This window comes from Phytohabitans sp. LZ39, from assembly GCF_059359075.1.
This window is the reverse complement of record NZ_JCADBM010000005.1, coordinates 129,521-144,196: the sequence shown is the minus strand read 5'-3', so window position 1 is coordinate 144,196 and position 14,676 is coordinate 129,521. Positions and strand designations below refer to the sequence as shown.

The 14,676-nt window shown below is 67.7% G+C and carries 17 protein-coding genes and 8 tRNA genes; 18 read left to right on the top strand and 7 right to left on the bottom strand.

Going from position 1 to position 14,676, the window contains the following annotated elements; genetic code table 11:
• The first annotated feature begins 3 nt into the window (after window positions 1–3).
• The 3 genes from AC5L36_RS12115 to AC5L36_RS12105 all read left to right on the top strand — a co-directional run bounded on the left by AC5L36_RS12115 (window position 4) and on the right by AC5L36_RS12105 (window position 2,224).
• Window positions 4–1,254: a copper amine oxidase gene (locus AC5L36_RS12115; protein WP_441215547.1), complete on the top strand. Its 1,251-nt coding sequence runs from the start codon at window positions 4–6 to the stop codon at window positions 1,252–1,254.
• A 65-nt stretch (window positions 1,255–1,319) separates the two neighbouring features.
• The gene (locus AC5L36_RS12110; protein WP_441215546.1) at window positions 1,320–1,907 is read left to right on the top strand and encodes a DUF305 domain-containing protein; all 588 of its coding nucleotides are present in this window, start codon (window positions 1,320–1,322) and stop codon (window positions 1,905–1,907) included.
• Window positions 1,904–2,224, top strand: coding sequence for an integrase core domain-containing protein (locus AC5L36_RS12105; protein WP_441215545.1), 321 nt, complete (start codon window positions 1,904–1,906; stop codon window positions 2,222–2,224). Before AC5L36_RS12110 ends, AC5L36_RS12105 begins: the two co-directional genes overlap by 4 nt.
• Window positions 2,225–2,239: 15 nt before the next feature.
• On the opposite strand, the gene AC5L36_RS12100 is transcribed toward AC5L36_RS12105, so the two are convergent.
• Genes AC5L36_RS12100 through AC5L36_RS12090 form a run of 3 tightly spaced genes read right to left on the bottom strand, consistent with a single transcriptional unit; the run spans window position 2,240 to window position 4,675 of the window.
• On the bottom strand, window positions 2,240–3,028 hold the full coding sequence (locus AC5L36_RS12100; RefSeq protein ID WP_441215544.1) for a helix-turn-helix domain-containing protein: 789 nt from the start codon (window positions 3,026–3,028) through the stop codon (window positions 2,240–2,242).
• Window positions 3,029–3,073: 45 nt separating this feature from the next.
• Window positions 3,074–3,835 (bottom strand): ABC transporter permease, encoded by a 762-nt coding sequence (locus tag AC5L36_RS12095; protein ID WP_441215543.1) that lies wholly within the window; start codon window positions 3,833–3,835, stop codon window positions 3,074–3,076.
• A 9-nt stretch (window positions 3,836–3,844) separates the two neighbouring features.
• Complete coding sequence (locus tag AC5L36_RS12090) at window positions 3,845–4,675, bottom strand: ABC transporter ATP-binding protein (protein ID WP_441215542.1); 831 nt, start codon at window positions 4,673–4,675, stop codon at window positions 3,845–3,847.
• Between the two features lie 61 nt (window positions 4,676–4,736).
• On the opposite strand from AC5L36_RS12090, the gene AC5L36_RS12085 reads away from it, so the two are divergent.
• The 14 genes from AC5L36_RS12085 to AC5L36_RS12020 all read left to right on the top strand — a co-directional run bounded on the left by AC5L36_RS12085 (window position 4,737) and on the right by AC5L36_RS12020 (window position 11,449).
• Complete coding sequence (locus AC5L36_RS12085) at window positions 4,737–5,084, top strand: PadR family transcriptional regulator (protein ID WP_441215857.1); 348 nt, start codon at window positions 4,737–4,739, stop codon at window positions 5,082–5,084.
• Window positions 5,081–5,839 (top strand): hypothetical protein, encoded by a 759-nt coding sequence (locus AC5L36_RS12080; RefSeq protein ID WP_441215541.1) that lies wholly within the window; start codon window positions 5,081–5,083, stop codon window positions 5,837–5,839. The genes AC5L36_RS12085 and AC5L36_RS12080 overlap by 4 nt, the downstream gene beginning before the upstream one ends.
• Before the next feature lie 196 nt (window positions 5,840–6,035).
• Window positions 6,036–6,590, top strand: coding sequence for a GNAT family N-acetyltransferase (locus tag AC5L36_RS12075; protein ID WP_441215540.1), 555 nt, complete (start codon window positions 6,036–6,038; stop codon window positions 6,588–6,590).
• A gap of 607 nt (window positions 6,591–7,197) precedes the next feature.
• The gene (locus AC5L36_RS12070) at window positions 7,198–8,325 is read left to right on the top strand and encodes an epoxide hydrolase family protein (RefSeq protein WP_441215539.1); all 1,128 of its coding nucleotides are present in this window, start codon (window positions 7,198–7,200) and stop codon (window positions 8,323–8,325) included.
• A gap of 398 nt (window positions 8,326–8,723) precedes the next feature.
• Window positions 8,724–8,795: transfer RNA gene (locus tag AC5L36_RS12065), tRNA-Glu, on the top strand.
• Window position 8,796: 1 nt separating this feature from the next.
• A tRNA-Gly gene (locus AC5L36_RS12060) sits at window positions 8,797–8,868 on the top strand.
• 5 nt (window positions 8,869–8,873) lie between these two features.
• A tRNA-Glu gene (locus AC5L36_RS12055) sits at window positions 8,874–8,944 on the top strand.
• Window positions 8,945–8,950: 6 nt separating this feature from the next.
• Window positions 8,951–9,033: transfer RNA gene (locus AC5L36_RS12050), tRNA-Leu, on the top strand.
• Window positions 9,034–9,059: 26 nt separating this feature from the next.
• A tRNA-Gly gene (locus tag AC5L36_RS12045) sits at window positions 9,060–9,135 on the top strand.
• Between the two features lie 158 nt (window positions 9,136–9,293).
• A tRNA-Gln gene (locus AC5L36_RS12040) sits at window positions 9,294–9,364 on the top strand.
• 8 nt (window positions 9,365–9,372) lie between these two features.
• Window positions 9,373–9,447 (top strand) — tRNA-Thr (locus tag AC5L36_RS12035).
• A 1-nt stretch (window position 9,448) separates the two neighbouring features.
• Window positions 9,449–9,521, top strand: a tRNA-Thr gene (locus AC5L36_RS12030).
• Window positions 9,522–9,687: 166 nt separating this feature from the next.
• Entirely contained in the window at window positions 9,688–10,356 is a 669-nt protein-coding gene (locus AC5L36_RS12025) for a BON domain-containing protein (RefSeq protein WP_441215538.1), read from the top strand.
• Between the two features lie 856 nt (window positions 10,357–11,212).
• Window positions 11,213–11,449: a hypothetical protein gene (locus tag AC5L36_RS12020; RefSeq protein ID WP_441215537.1), complete on the top strand. Its 237-nt coding sequence runs from the start codon at window positions 11,213–11,215 to the stop codon at window positions 11,447–11,449.
• A gap of 172 nt (window positions 11,450–11,621) precedes the next feature.
• Here the strand turns inward: AC5L36_RS12020 and AC5L36_RS12015 are convergent, their stop codons facing one another.
• Window positions 11,622–12,338: a hypothetical protein gene (locus AC5L36_RS12015; protein WP_441215536.1), complete on the bottom strand. Its 717-nt coding sequence runs from the start codon at window positions 12,336–12,338 to the stop codon at window positions 11,622–11,624.
• Complete coding sequence (locus tag AC5L36_RS12010) at window positions 12,335–12,982, bottom strand: hypothetical protein (RefSeq protein WP_441215535.1); 648 nt, start codon at window positions 12,980–12,982, stop codon at window positions 12,335–12,337. Before AC5L36_RS12010 ends, AC5L36_RS12015 begins: the two co-directional genes overlap by 4 nt.
• 126 nt (window positions 12,983–13,108) lie before the next feature.
• Between AC5L36_RS12010 and AC5L36_RS12005 the strand changes: the two genes are divergently transcribed.
• Window positions 13,109–13,402: a hypothetical protein gene (locus tag AC5L36_RS12005; RefSeq protein WP_441215534.1), complete on the top strand. Its 294-nt coding sequence runs from the start codon at window positions 13,109–13,111 to the stop codon at window positions 13,400–13,402.
• 10 nt (window positions 13,403–13,412) lie between these two features.
• On the opposite strand, the gene AC5L36_RS12000 is transcribed toward AC5L36_RS12005, so the two are convergent.
• Both AC5L36_RS12000 and AC5L36_RS11995 read right to left on the bottom strand, forming a co-directional pair.
• Window positions 13,413–13,715 carry an Rv3103c transmembrane domain-containing protein gene (locus tag AC5L36_RS12000; RefSeq protein ID WP_494908014.1) on the bottom strand — a complete coding sequence of 101 codons (303 nt, stop codon included), beginning with the start codon at window positions 13,713–13,715 and terminating at the stop codon, window positions 13,413–13,415.
• A complete protein-coding gene (locus tag AC5L36_RS11995; RefSeq protein WP_441215533.1) occupies window positions 13,715–14,587 on the bottom strand; it encodes a mechanosensitive ion channel family protein in 873 nt (290 codons plus the stop codon). Before AC5L36_RS11995 ends, AC5L36_RS12000 begins: the two co-directional genes overlap by 1 nt.
• Between the last annotated feature and the right edge of the window lie 89 nt (window positions 14,588–14,676).

Sequence of the window (14,676 nt, the reverse complement as noted above, 5' to 3'; positions counted from 1 at the left end):
CGGATGCGCAGGAAGCTTTGGGGCGGCGCCGCGGCGCCGCTGCTCGTCATCGCCGGCATCGCGGTGCCGGCACCGGCCGCGGCCAACGACCGATGGGAGTACTGCGGCAACAACGCCCTCGTCAAACAGGAGCTGAAGAACGGCACGCTGTGGCAGATGTGCTGGCGCGTCGACGAGAAGACCGGCCTGGTGCTGGAGAAGGTCGCCTTCAAAGGCAAGCGCGACAAGCTCCCCGTCATGGTCCTCGACTCGTCCACGATCGCGCAGCTGAACGTGCCGTACGACTCCGGGTACAACGAGTGGAACGACATCACTTCGTACGGCTTCGGCGGCGACTTCATGCAGCCGCTCGCCGCGTCCGACTGCAAGGGGCAGCGCCGCGGCGTCTGGACCGGCGCCGGCCAGGACACCAAGAAGGTGCTGTGCATAAGCCAGGAGGAGACCGGCCTCGCGTACCGGCTGGAGGGTGAGACGCCGGAGAAGCCGTACGCCAAGATGGGCCACGACCTGGTCCTGCGGACCATCTCGAAGGTGGGCTGGTACGAGTACATCACCGAGTACCGGTTTGCCGACGACGGCCAGATCTCGGTGCGCCTCGGCGCTACCGGCGACCTGGCGCCGCGCGACTACACCACCGCCGATCAGGGCTGGCCGATCGGGCCGGGCCAGAGCGACTACTCGGTCAACCACTACCACAGCGCCTTCTGGCGGGTCGACTTCAACATCGGCGGGTACGGCACGGAGAAGGTCGAGCAGTACGACACCGCACCGACCGGCGAGCGTGGCCGGCGGGGTGCCATCTACAAGACCACGAAGACCGACCTGGGCACTGAGTCGACGCTCAACACCGATCTGCGCCGGTGGTGGCGGCTGGTCAGCCCGACGAGCAAGAACGCGGACGGCCACAACCGCTCGTACGAGTTGGAGCTGGCCGCGAACGACGCGTACGAGGCACACCCGGAGACCCAGCCGGACGTGACGTTCACGCAGTACAAGCCGTGCGAGAAGTTCGCCACGTTCAACCAGGACCCGGAATGCGCCGGCACGTCCATCCTGGAGTACACGAACGGTGAGCGGCTCAGCGACCCGGTGATGTGGGTCCGGGTCGGCTTCCACCACGTGCCGCGCGACGAGGACCAAAGCCCGATGCCCGTGCACTGGCAGGGTTTTGAGCTCGTGCCGCGGGACTTCACCGCGCAGAACCCGCTCGCTCCGGCCGACCGGCTCGGTGTCAACGGTGACGGCGTGGCCTGACCCAACCCGACTCCGCCCCGCGTGCGCGCCGACGTGCGCGGGGCGGATCCCGATTGGAGGTTGCCATGCGCGCGACGCTGTTGCTGTCCGCCTGTCTCCTGCTCGCCGGCTGCGGCGCGGACGCGGTGGCGACTCCGCCCCCGCCACCGTCCACTGTGGCACCCACACCTGAAGCCTCGTCGGTCCCGCCGAACGGCCAGGACCTGCTTTTCGCGGCCATGATGATCGCCCACCACGGGCAGGCCGTGCGGATGAGCCAGACCCTGCTCGGCAAGGCCGGCGTACCGCAGCGGGTGGTCGCGGTCGCCGACTACATCCGCGCCGACCAGAGCCGCGAGATCACCGAGATGAACGCGTGGCGGGTCGCCTGGGACTCGCCCGCGGTGTCACCGGACGACCCGGCCGCCGCACGGCACGGCGCCGGCCACGGCATGATGACCGAGCAGCAGCTGGCCGCGCTCAACGCCACCGACGGGCCCGCCGCGACCCGCCTCTACCTCGAGCAGATGATCGCGCACCACAACGGCGCGATCCTGATGGCCAAGGCAGTGCTGAAGGTCGGGCGCAACGCGTACATCCACAACCTCGCCAAGCACATCCTTAACGAGCAAGGCGCGGAGAACGACGTAATGGCCAAGCTCCTCGCCATGTGACGCCTCAGGTCGGATCGGCGCTGGACAACGCCGCCGCTGAGGCGTTCAATTCGATCATCAAGGTCGAGTACATCCACCGGCACCAGTTCCGCACTCGCGCTCCAGCCCGACTCAAGATCGCCACCTGGATCGTGGACTTCTACAACACCCGCCGTTCGGCACAGTGCCTGCGACGGCCTACCACCTATCGATTACGAGCGATTGATGGCAGAGGCCGGGAGGCCCGAAGCCGCATAACGGAGTCCTCCACGATTTCTGGGGGTCCCGAAGTCGGTACACGGGGGGCGTCCAGAACTTCCGGGGTAGACCGAGGTTGAAACGACGCCCGGAGGTTAGTCGGGCGGTTGCGTCAGCCGCTCCGGCCGGGTCCGGATCCAACTGGCCCAGCCGCGCTCGCGCATCAGGTGCATTAGCCGCTGCGCCCGCGGGTCGGACTCGACGGCAAGTGCGTCCAGAAGGTCGAACGGTAGGTCGTCGTGCGCCCCGTCGTCGGGTTTGGTCTCGCCGGAGGCGTATGCCTGCTCGGCCAGGCCGGCCATGATGTCGGCGAGTTCCTCCAGACGCGGGTCGTCGTCGCCTGTGTCGCTTTCAAGGATCTCCGACCCCAGCCGATAGAGCCGAACGAGCTGCGGGTCCTCGAGCTGCGCGTGTTTCGCGGGCATGATCTCGCGTATGTGATCGGGCCAGCGTGCCGCAACCAGGATCCACCCGTCCCGTTCAGCCTCCACCATCCGTTCTGACACCCCGATCTCCCGAAGCCGATCGAGATAGGAGATCACCTCCGGCGGGAGTGCCAGACTGTCCCCGGCGACGAGTTGCGCGATCTGCTTGCGGCTGGTCTCAAGCCGTTCGATCTCGTCGTGCAGGTGGCTGTCGATCCTGTGGACCGCTTCGGCAAAGGTCGCTGTGTCGGCTTCGAGCATTTGACGGATCTGAGACAGCGGCACGCCGGCGTTGGCGAGGGTGCGGATCTTGATGAGGGACACGACTGCCATTGCGCCATACCGCCGGTAACCCGAAGCATCCCGCTGCGGCTCGGGCAGAAGTCCGATCTGGTGATAGTGCCGCACCGCCCGCACCGTGACGCCGGCATACGCCGCAAGTTGACCGATCGTCAGCATGCTCTGATCCTGCCCTCAACTCGCCCGGACCTGGGCGACGTCGGCTCAGGAGATCCTGCGGCGGTAGGAGACGGTGGCGAAGATGTAGGCAACGATGAGGATGCCGACGCACCAGGCCAGGGCGATCCAGATGTCGGTGCCGACGGGTTGCTGGGTGAACAGGGCGCGGATCGTGTTGACGATGGAGGTCACCGGCTGGTGTTCGGCGAAGGCGCGCACCGGGCCGGGCATGGTGTCGGTGGGCACGAAGGCCGAGCTGATGAACGGCAGGAAGATGAGCGGGTAGGAGAACGCGCTCGCGCCGTCCACGGTCTTCGCGGTGAGGCCGGGTACCACGGCCATCCACGTCAACGACAGGGTGACCAGGATGAGGATGCCGGCGACCGCGAGCCAGGCCAGCACTCCAGCGCCCGAGCGGAAGCCCATGAGGAGGGCGACGCCGACGACGACCACGAGCGAGATCACATTGGCGACCAGCGAGGTCAGCACGTGCGCCCACAGCACGCCCGATCGGGCGATCGGCATGGACTGGAATCGCTCGAAGATCCCGCCCTGCATGTCCGCGAAGAGCCGGAACGCGGTGTAGGAGATGCCCGACGCGATGGTGATGAGCAGGATCCCCGGAAGCATGTAGTTCACATACGAGACCGTCCCGGTATCGATTGCGCCGCCGAACACGTAGACGAACAGCAGCATCATGGCGACCGGTGTGATCGCGGTCGTGATGATGGTGTCCAGGCTGCGTGTGACGTGGCGCATGGTCCGTCCGGTGAGGACGGCGGTGTCGCCCCAAAAGTGCGTGGCCATTGGCGTTCCCTACTTCTTGTTCGACGCGGTCGTGCGGTCTTGGCCGTCCTTGTCGTCTTCACCGGCGTCGCCGACGACCGCGAAGAAGACGTCTTCGAGGGAGGGCTGCTTCTCGACGTATACGACCTTGGCGGGCGGCAGCAGCTGTTTGAGCTCGGCCAGGGTGCCGTTGACGATGATCCGACCATGGTGGAGGATCGCGATCCGGTCGGCGAGCTGTTCGGCCTCGTCCAGGTACTGCGTGGTGAGCAGCACGGTCGTGCCGCCCTCGGCGAGCTTCTGGACGGCCTGCCAGACCTCGATGCGCGCCTGCGGGTCCAGCCCGGCCGTCGGCTCGTCGAGGAAGATGACCGGCGGATTCCCGATGAGACTCATCGCGATGTCCAGGCGGCGGCGCATGCCACCGGAGTACGTCGCTACCCTGCGGGTGCCCGCCTCGGTCAGCGAGAAGCGCATCAGGAGGTTGTCCGCGATCGCGCCCGGGTCCTTGATGCGCCTCAGCCGGGCGACCAGGACGAGGTTCTCCCGCCCGCTGAGGATCTCGTCGACCGCCGCGAACTGCCCGGTGAGACTGATGGACCCGCGTACGTCGGCCGCCTGCGACGCGACGTCGAAGCCGTTGACCCGGGCCGTCCCCGTGTCGGCCTTGAGCAGCGTGGACAGGATCTTCACGACCGTGGTCTTGCCCGCCCCGTTTGAGCCGAGCAGGGCGAAGATGCTGCCCCGCGCCACGTCGAAGTCCACACCGCGCAGCACACGCAGTTCCTTGTACGCCTTCTCCAGGCCGTGCACGTGGATCGCAGGCCCCCGGGCCTGATCGGTCGTTGGCGGGATGCTCATGACAGCCAGCATGCGGGGTTGACGCGGCGTCAGGGTCAAGCCCGCCGGGCCCGATCCGTGGATCCGCACCCATCAGACAGCCGCGGCACGGCTACGGGGTAAGGCAGGAGGTCGAGACCCTGTCCGGTGGCCGGGTGCGGCTGCGGCCAGCACCCTCTACGACGCGCTTGACCGGTTAGCCGACGAAGGGCTGATCGAGGTCAGTGGCGAAGAGACGGTGGGGCGGCGGCTGCGCCGGTTCTACCGGCTCACCGGTGAGGGTCGAGCGGTTCTGGCGGCGGAGGCGGAACGGCTGCGGCACAACGCCGAGCTGGCCGTCACACGCCTGTCCGCAAACCCGTCCAGCCGGCGGCTCCGGCCGGAAGGTGCCGCGCGTCTCCCGCTCTCATGGACGGCGGGTGCGCGGTGACCCCGGAGCGCGCGGAGGAGCTTCTGGCCCGCCGATACGGATGGCTGATCAGGGCCTGTCCGACCGACTACCGTGACCGGCGCGGCGAGGAGATCATCGGCCTGTTGCTCGACGCCGCTCGTCCCGGCCAGCGGTGGCCGACACTGGTCGAGGCTGCCGACCTGGTGTTCGGCGGGCTGCGCCGCAGGATCGGCGGGCTTAGGCTCGATGCGGTGTTCGGTCGGCTGTCGGCTGCCGGGCCGGTGGCGCTCGCGCTGGCCGCGAGGCTGTCGCTGTTCTGGCTCACTGGGTACGAGTTGGCCGGCGAGCCGAACTGGACGCAGTACGGCGTCTCACAGCTCGGGCCGTTCGAGACCAGCGCACCCATCATGTACGCGGCCTGGGTGGCCACGGCGGCCGTCGTGTGCCTGCTCGGGCGGTACGGCCGGCCGCTGATCCTGCTGTCCGTCGCGCTGGTCGCCGCGATGCCGTACCTGGCCGATCTGTTCCAGCTGCCACAGCCCCCCGGCAACTTCCTGCTGTTGACCAACCTGCTGTACTGGGAGGCGCCTACGCTGAACTTCGACACCGTCCTGATCGTGCTCGGGCTGGTGGCGCTGGCCACCCCGGCCCGTCCGACGTCCCGGACCAGGCAGGGCATCGCCGGCGGGGCGGTCGCCATCACAGCCGTTGCCTGGGCTGGCGGATGGTTGGCGACACGCTCGGCAGACTATCCCTACGTACTGCATGGGGCTATCGCCGGTGCCGGTCCCTGAAGATCACGGACGTCCCCGGCGGCGGCCCGGATGCCGGCGAGCAGCTCTGAGCTCAGGGGATATATAGCAACGGTTTCCTAAGCCGATGACATGATCTGAATGTATGCCGTTGACCTGCTGTTTCGCTCATTCTGACCGACCGGCGTCGGCTGGCATTCGCTGTTGCCCCGGCGATGCGACGTTGTTTACTGAGTCGATGCATGCGAAGCGGTCGGTCCAGGCGCCGACCGATCCGGTTCTGACGCGGCGGCTCGTCCTGACACCGGTCGGTCGAGGCGATGTCGATGACCTGGTCCTCTTGTATAGCGATCCCGTGGTCGCGTATTGGACCGGACCTTGGACCCGCGCTGGCGTGGAGGCGTGGGCCGCGAACATGGCGGCCGGGTGGACGGCGGACGGAGTCGGTAAGTGGATGGCGCGCGCCCGATCGGACGGGTCGCTCGTGGGGCGCGGTGGCTTCACCCGTTTTGACCTCGCCGGTGAGATGGTGCTCGAGCTTGGCTGGGCGGTACGCGATGCCCGCACGGGCCGTGGCTATGCGACGGAGCTTGGCCGGGCAGCGCTCGACTGGGCAGTAACCCACCACGCGGAACTGCCGATCGTGGCGTTTACCGAGGTGCACAACCGTGCCTCGCGGGCGGTCATGGAGCGGCTCGGGATGGGACCAGCGGGCATCATCCGGCGTGAGGGACTTGTCGAGGGCCGGACCGGCATACACCCGGACGCCCCATTCGCTCTTTATCGGCTCTGAGTGCCTGGCGATTGGTTCGGCGCTCAGGTCGGGTCGTCGTTCGGAAGCGACCAAGCTGCTGTCGCGGAAGTCCAGTACGTGGGGCGTGACCTGCGCGTTGTTCGCCAGTTCGGATCCCACCTCGATCGGCTGGATTCGAGGTCCGGCGCGGTAGTGACCGACGTAGCCGATCCGGAACTCGCGGCGGCGTGGTACACAGTGGAGCTTCCGGTGTTGATCGCGGCGGTGCGCGCGGGGTCCTGATCCGGGCTGCCGCACTGTTTGCCGATCTGGGCGACACGGTCAGCCAGGCCGGGGATATCGGCGACTGCAACGCCGCGGCCGGTGACACCGACGCCGCGCGGGCGGCCTGGCGGCGCGCGCTCGGCGCGGCCGGTAGTCAGGAGCACGAGGAGGTCGAACGGGTACGCGCCGCCCTGGCCCAGAGGTCCCCAGCCCCGGCACAGCGCTAGGTGACGGTGACGGGCCTGGGCTAGGCCCGCTGCTCGGAAGCGGCTTTGACGTGGATCACATCTCGTCTTTGTGGAACGGACCATTCCGCTCTGCTACGCTGAGTGGGTCAGAATGAAGCGTTCCGTTCCGCAAGTCGGAATCGAAGGGGTTCGCCATGAGCACCGAGATCCGCCCGTACCGCATCGACGTCCCGCAGGCCGACCTCGACGATCTGCGCGAGCGCCTGCACCGCACCCGGTGGGGTACTGACCTGCCGGGCCAAGGCTGGAGCCGCGGCGTCCCGGTCGACTACCTCAGGAGCCTGGCCTCCTACTGGGCCGACAGCTACGACTGGCGCGCCGCAGAGGCCGCGCTGAACGAGCTGCCACAGTTCGTCACCGAGGTCGAGGGGCAGCCGATCCACTTCGCACACATTCGCTCAGCCAACCCAAACGCGACGCCGTTGCTGATGACGCACGACTGGCCGGCGTCATTCGTCGCGTTCACCACGGTCGTGGAGAAGCTGACCGACCGTTTCCACCTCGTGCTGACCAACCTTCCAGGCGTCGGCTTCGGCGGCCCGCTGGTCGGGCCAGGCTGGAACACCGGCCGGATCGCCGGTGCGTTCAACGAGGTCATGGCGCGGCTCGGGTACGAGCGCTACGGCGTGCAGGGCTCCGGCGGTGGCGGCTGGATCGCCGTCGAGATGGGCCGGCAGGCGCCCGACCGAGTGCTCGGAGTGCACCTGAACGGGCACGTCACGTTCCCTTCGGGCGACCCGGCCGACTTCGACGGACTCACCGAAGCCGAACAGATTCGCCTGCAACGGCTCCAGAACTTCCGCGACGACATGATGGGCTTCAACGCCATCCAGTCGACCCGTCCGCACACACTCGCGCACGCGCTGCACGACTCGCCGGCAGGCCAACTCGCCTGGATCGTCGAGAAGTTCAAGGAATGGACCGACCCCGCGGCCGAGCTGCCGGAGGACGCCGTCGGCCGCGACACGTTGCTGACGAACATCAGCGTGTACTGGTTCTCGGGAACGGCCGGCTCGTCGGCGAACCTGTACTACGAGATGGCCCACGACCCGGCCGGCTGGGCGCCGAAGGACCGCAGCCCCGTGCCCACGGCGGTGCTGCTGGCCGCGAACACCGACATCACGATCCGACGCTTCGCCGAGCGGGACAGCGTCGTCGTGCGTTGGACGGAGATCGAGCGCGGCGGCAACTTCCTCTCCCTCGAACAGCCTGACGCGTACGCCACCGACGTGCGCGCGTTCTTCGACGGGTTGAGTAACTAGCGGGCGACGGATCCGTCCACTTTGGCCTTTGGAACCCAGAAAAGCTGTTGCCCCTGCGGACGGCTACCTCTACCGTTGATCTCAACGCCCACATCGAACCCCGGGAGCGACCGTCATGTTGTGGCACGCCTCATCCGCACCGCAGCGCCTCGCGCTGTGCGGTTCCGCGGGCATGCCCATATTCGGGCGACCCGTCGAGCAGACCGCCAGCGAAAAGCCAAACCTGGGCCGGAGGCGGCGACCGTAGCGCACACCAGCAGCGTCTACGCCGCCCTCCCAGACCAGGGACCGGGCGGCGTTTTCGTTGCAGGGCAACCAACTCCATAGGGGCGTGTCGCCCCTGCGATCCCCCGACTTCGGCCGGCGGTGTTGGGCGTCCGCCGGCTGCCAGCCACAAGCGCCGATTCGACCATGGGTTAGGTCGTCAGGTTCTCACCCTGGAGCAGCGGGTTCGAGTCCCGCATCGGCGACGCGATCGAGGTGTTGGTGGTGACACTCCTGGCTTCCACCCAGAGGTAGCGGGTTCGACTCCCGCCGATCGCTCTCGATGGGGGCTCGGCTAAGGGCAGGCCGACGCATTTTCGATGCGGCTACGAGGTTCGACCCCCTCTGCCCCCAGCTGTAGGTGCTCGTGATGGAAGCAGGTAGACATGCCGGGCTCAAACCCCGGTGCCGCGAGGCGTGAGGGTTCGACTCCCTCCGAGCACACGCCGTCGTAGCTCAGCAGGTAGAGCGCGGACGTAGCGCAGCAGGTAGCGCGTCACCTTGCCAAGGTGAAGGTCGCGGGTTCGAGGCCCGCCGTCCGCTCCAGCTCCCAACACCCGTTGGGAGGACACCGGCTCATCCCAACGGAATCCCCGGTTTCGTTGGCGCGACGAGGAAGGAGGATCCGATGGCCGGGTGACCGGTCCGGACCGGCATCCTTGCCCGCGACGGCCGCCGCTGCGGCTACTGCGACGGGCTGCCCTTGGGAGCTGATGTAACGGAAGCATGGTTGCCTCTGAAGCAGCTCGTCTAGGTTCGAATCCTGGGCTCCCAGCGACACTCGCCGACGAAGCACAACAGGTTGTGCCCCGGTCTTGTAAGCCGGAGGACCCAGTTCGAGCCTGGGCGTCGGCTCCATGCCAGCGCAGCACGACAGGTGGTGCACCGGATTCGTAACCCGGAGGTAGGGCGTTCGAGTCGCCCCGCTGGCTCTCACGCGTCGGGGCGTCGCCCGGGTGTAGGGGTGACGAACAATGTCGTGCCGAATAGCCGACGATAACCCCTTAAACACATGCACTTCCGAGCGAATTCGAAGATTTATTCAGATAAATTGCAAATAGGGTGGCGTGTATCCGGCCGGAGGGCCATGGTTGGCATATGACAGACACGATCCGTAGGAGTGATAACGAACTTCAGACCAACGTCACCGACGAGCTGCTCTACAACCCCAGTGTCGACGCCGCGCAGCTCGGCGTATCGGCGAAAAGCGGCGTGGTGACACTCTCCGGCGAGGTGAACAGCCTGCCCGAGCGTCACGCGGCGAAACGATCAGCCCTACGAGTACGGGGCGTCAAAGCGGTCGCCGATGACATGGTAGTACGCGACCCGGGCACCTCCGGCGCGAACGACACCGATGTCGCCGAGACGGCCAGGCAGATGCTCAGCTGGGCGGTCGACGTGCCGTCGGACTCGGTCAAGGCCAGCGTCCGCGATCACACGATCACCCTGTCGGGCACCGTCAACTGGCAGTACCAGCGCGAGGCCGCAGCCCGCGCGGTCATGTACCTCAAGGGCGTGACCGCGGTCGCCAACACCATCTCGCTAGCCGCGTCCGCGCCACAGTCTGGAGCGAAGGCCGCGATCGAGGCCGCGATCCTGCGCAACGCGCAGCTCGACTCCCGCGAGATCGCCGTTGACGTCAACGGCGCAGACGTCACGCTGAACGGATCCGTCCGGTCGTGGGCCGAACGCCATCAGGCCGGGTACGTAGCGTGGGCAGCCTCCGGCGTGACGGGTGTGAACAACCACCTCGCCGTCACCTCCTGATCCCATCCACCCGCCGCTCCCGCGGCAGGTTGTCAGGACCGTTCCACCACCCCCCGGACAGGGCCGGTCAATGCGCTGCATTGACCGGCCCTGTCGCCCGTTCACAAGGAACTGACCTGAAACGGGGCCCAGCGAATCCGCTAGGCCCCGCAACCTTCATGTACCCGATCGGTGCGAGACGTGCCGGATGACCGGCAGGGCCGCGGAGCCCCGACAGGCGTAGAGTGAGGGTGTTGCTCGGGACCCCGGTGGCGTGACAGTCCGCCTCGGCGGGGCCGAGTCAGACGCCGCGGCGAGATGGGTCAGGACCGGGCCGGCGACGTCGTCGCGCGTCTCCTGGCATCGACCACTGCCTCACGGCACTCGACCGGGGCTGCGCTGTCTCGATGTTCGCTTGACGAAGGGGTTGCCATGTCAGACAAGTCTCCGCAAAAGTCCAACACGAAAAAGCAGGGCAGAACATTGAAGGAGAAGCGGGCCGAGAAGAGGATGAAGAAGATCAGGCGCGCGGACAAGACCTCGAACATCCCGCCAACCGGCCGCTGAACACCTACCAAAGGTCCGATCCGCTTGGTGCGCTGGATCTTCCTCGATGACGGGCGAGCGTGGGCTGGTCGTGGGTGCACTCGTACCCCGACCGCGACCCGTACGTCGAGCTGGACGAGGCCAGCGCGCCCACGTACGCCGAGCCTAGGTGTTGGCTCGCCAGCGTGGCGCGGATGCCGGCGGAGCCGTGGCGGCCGGGTTCGTCGGCCTCGCTTTCGGGGTGTCGCCCTGGTGGCGTAGGCCGTCGTCCGTTCCCGCAGCCAGCCCCTCCGGGCCGTTGGGGGTAATCCCAGGTCATTCTCGACCGGGCATGCGGCTGCCCGGCAACACGGCCGTTGCCGTGGCCGCCGGCGATCCGTTGCGCTGGCTAGTGCTTCAGCGCTCTACGCCGGAGTCCGCCGATCACAGCGGTCCCGAGGAAAAGAATGATCCCGATGATGCCGAGCCACAACAAGCCATCGATGGCGATCCCAACGATTGCCAGAATGAGCCACAGCGCCATCAGCACAACGAAGAGTATGAGCATGACAACCTCCCACGGCTGTAATGCCAGCATAACCGGCCGAGGTGGACACCGCTGGCAACCTGTAGGAGTGCCGAGCGTGCGCGCCCGGCGTACCGTCCACCTGCCGGCGGGCAGGTGTCCAGGGTCAGGTGTCCAGGGTCGCCCGCCGAGGCCGCCGGTTGTTCGCACTGGCGGCTCGGCGAGCTGCGTGCGCTTACATGGCGAGGAGGCGGTCTACGAAGTCGCGGTAGCGGCGGACCGCGACCCGCAGCCGTTCGGTATCCCCGAAGTGCGCGTCGACGCCGTCGTCGGACTGCCAGGCCTCCAGCGTCGTGCGGTGCTGGTCCACGGCGTCGCGCAGGGCGGTGACCATCTCGTCGGCCAGCGCGCCGGCCTGCGCGGCCACGGTGTGCGGGTCGTCGATGAAACGCAGCTGCAACTGCTGCCACCGATCCCGGAACCCCTGCATCGCGGCGCCGTCGAACAGCGCTGCCGGCTCAGCCGGCACATCGCCGGGTAGCAGCTCGCCTGAGCCGGCAACGTCGGGTGCGGCCGTGTCGTCCACGGATGCCGGCACGGTCGGCGCCTGGCCCCCGGTGACGTCGCTTTCCTCGTTGACGTCGCCCACCGGTCCGCCGGTGTCGGCCGCTACGGCGACGCCGTGGTGCTGCTCGGCTGGCTGGGGGTCGGGGCCCGGCCCGGCGTCCGGCATCGGCGCCACACCGACGGCTTGCTCGGGGTCGGCCTGCTCAAGGGCAGCGTCGTCGGCCCAGACGGAACCGCCGACCGCATGCTCGGCGGCGGTATGCGCCGCTGGATCGTCGGCGGCACTGTCCTGAGTGGACGGCTCTGGTTCGGTTCGTTCTGGACCGGCCCGTTCCAGCGTTTGGGTCGGCCGTGTCCACTGCTCACGGGTGCTCTGGTCGGTCATGAAATCCTCCACGGCTCGTTTCCGGGTATGGACATCGGGACGGTGTTGTTGACGGCGCGGTCTCCGGCCGGCTCGGTGGCGGGCGGTTCCACGCCGAGCGGCTTACCGCCCTGGGGGATGGGCTGTTCGCCGAGCAGTTCGGCGAACAGCGCCCGATAGTGCACCAGCGCCTGGCGCAGCTGTTCGGTGCTGGCCTCGCCACGGGTGTTGCGTAGGGAGATCTCGTGCGCCTCCCGGTAGTGGCCGAGAGTGGCGCTGTGTTCGACGGATAGCAGCGCGAGCTGTTCGTCGTCGCTGTCGGTCGGGTACCCGATGTCGCCGACCAGTCTGGTGACCAACTCGTCACCGTCGCGCACCGCGTCACTGGGCGAGTCGAGGAAGCGGGCCTGCACCGTCGCCCACTCGGCCGCGTACCGTGCTCGGGCTTCCGGCGCCAGCGGCTTCAAATTCAGTTCGGCGTGCTTGCGTTCGCGCTGGTGCAATTCCCGCTCGGCCGCGGCGCGGCTGGGCTGCTCGGCGATCACCCGGTGGTATTCCGGGCCGAACTTTGCCCGTAGGTTTCGCCGCCGGGCGGTGAGCCAGCCGGTGACGGCGAGCGCGACCACCACAACGATGATCAGGATGACGATTACAGCAGTGGACATTGGGATCCTCCCTCGGTAGGGCGTATGCCCTGAGCCCGATGAGTTCCAAACCGTCCCGCGTGCCAATTGCCGCGTCGTCGCCGAAGCCGGGTTCCCTCACCGAAACGCCGCTCATCGGTGTCCGTTATGGACATCGCCGGTCTGGGTATCGCTGTGGTATCGGTCGCGGCGGCACGAGGTCACCGCGGAACCACCGTTCGGATTCGCATCAGGAGGCAAGCCGTGCGCATCGGAGCAGTAATCGTCGTGATCTGGTTGATCATTGGCCTGGTGGCTGCCGGACAGCGCGGATACCTCGGCGGGTCTTCCAGCAGCTGCGCCAAAGCCGGAAACACCGTGATCACGATCATCGCGGGACCGCTGAACTACGTGGGCGTCAACCCAAAGGTCGACTGCACCGTGCCGCAGCCGTCAGAGTAACCTTCCGCGCTTATCCGTCCGGGGACGCTGACGTCGACCCCGACGCTGGGGCTGGCGTTGGTGTCGGCGTCAGGGTTGGCGTTGATGTGGGCGCCCGTGACGGCGATGGAGAAGCCGGTGGGGTACGGCTGGGTTTCGACGTGGGGCTCGGCTCCGTCGAGGATTGGCCTGTGGGTGTCGGGATCCTCGACGGGACGACGACGGATGCCGGTACCGGCCGCACGAGCAGGTAGGTCGCCAGCGTGACGACGAACACCAGCGCGATCAGCACCGTCGACAAGCGGACATGTCCGCGCAGCAGGTGTTTGGGCATCAGCGCGCTCCGGCGGGCTCGACGGTGTCGAGGCTGGTCGACACGTTGATGCCCTCCGCTTGCAGGGCCAGCGCGACTCGGGCCCGTAGTTCCCGGCCGACGGTGAACTGTTTGCCGGGTAGTGTGCGGGCCACCATGCGCACGTGGAGGGTGTCGAGCTCCAGGCTTTCCACACCCAGGACGGACGGCGGGTCCAGCAGCAACGCGCTCAGCGTCGCATCGTCGCGGGCGTCCAGGCCGACTCGGCCGAGGATCTCGCGGACTCGGCTCACGTCCACATTGCTGGGTACCGGCACGTCGACGACCGCGCGGGCCCAGTCGCGGGACTGGTTGGTCACCTGCACGATCTGCCCGTTGGGCACGATGACGACCTCGCCGTTGACGGTGCGCAGCCGCGTGACGCGTAGCGTGACCTCCTCGACGGTGCCGCTCACGCCGACCTCGGAGCCCAACGCCGCGATGCGTACCACGTCACCGAAGCCGTACTGGCGCTCGACGATAATGAACAGCCCGGCCAGGACGTCCTGTACGAGGCGTTGGGCGCCGAACCCGAGCGCCACTCCCACCACCGCCGCTGGCGCGACAAGGCCGGTGAACGGCACACCGAGGCGCCGGAGGGTGAGGACCGCCGCCACGCTGTAGAGCAGCACGATCACCGCCCACATGACCACCTGCGCCAAGACGTGGCCATGTTTCGCGGACTCCGTGCGAACCAGGCCGGCATCGCGGGCAGACCTCGCCTCGATCCGACCCGTGACCGCGGAGCCCACCCACCTGGTGATCCGCGAAAGCACGATCGCACCGCTGATGAACAGCACGATTTCCAAGCCGCTGCCGCGAGCCCAGGTGGTGATGTCAGTTATCGGAGCCACTGCCAGACTTGTCATCACCGGACCGGTGGCAGTCACGCCGGCGGCTGGCCGGTCTCCCTCCCGGTGAGGTTTTCGGCGATGAGACCGGC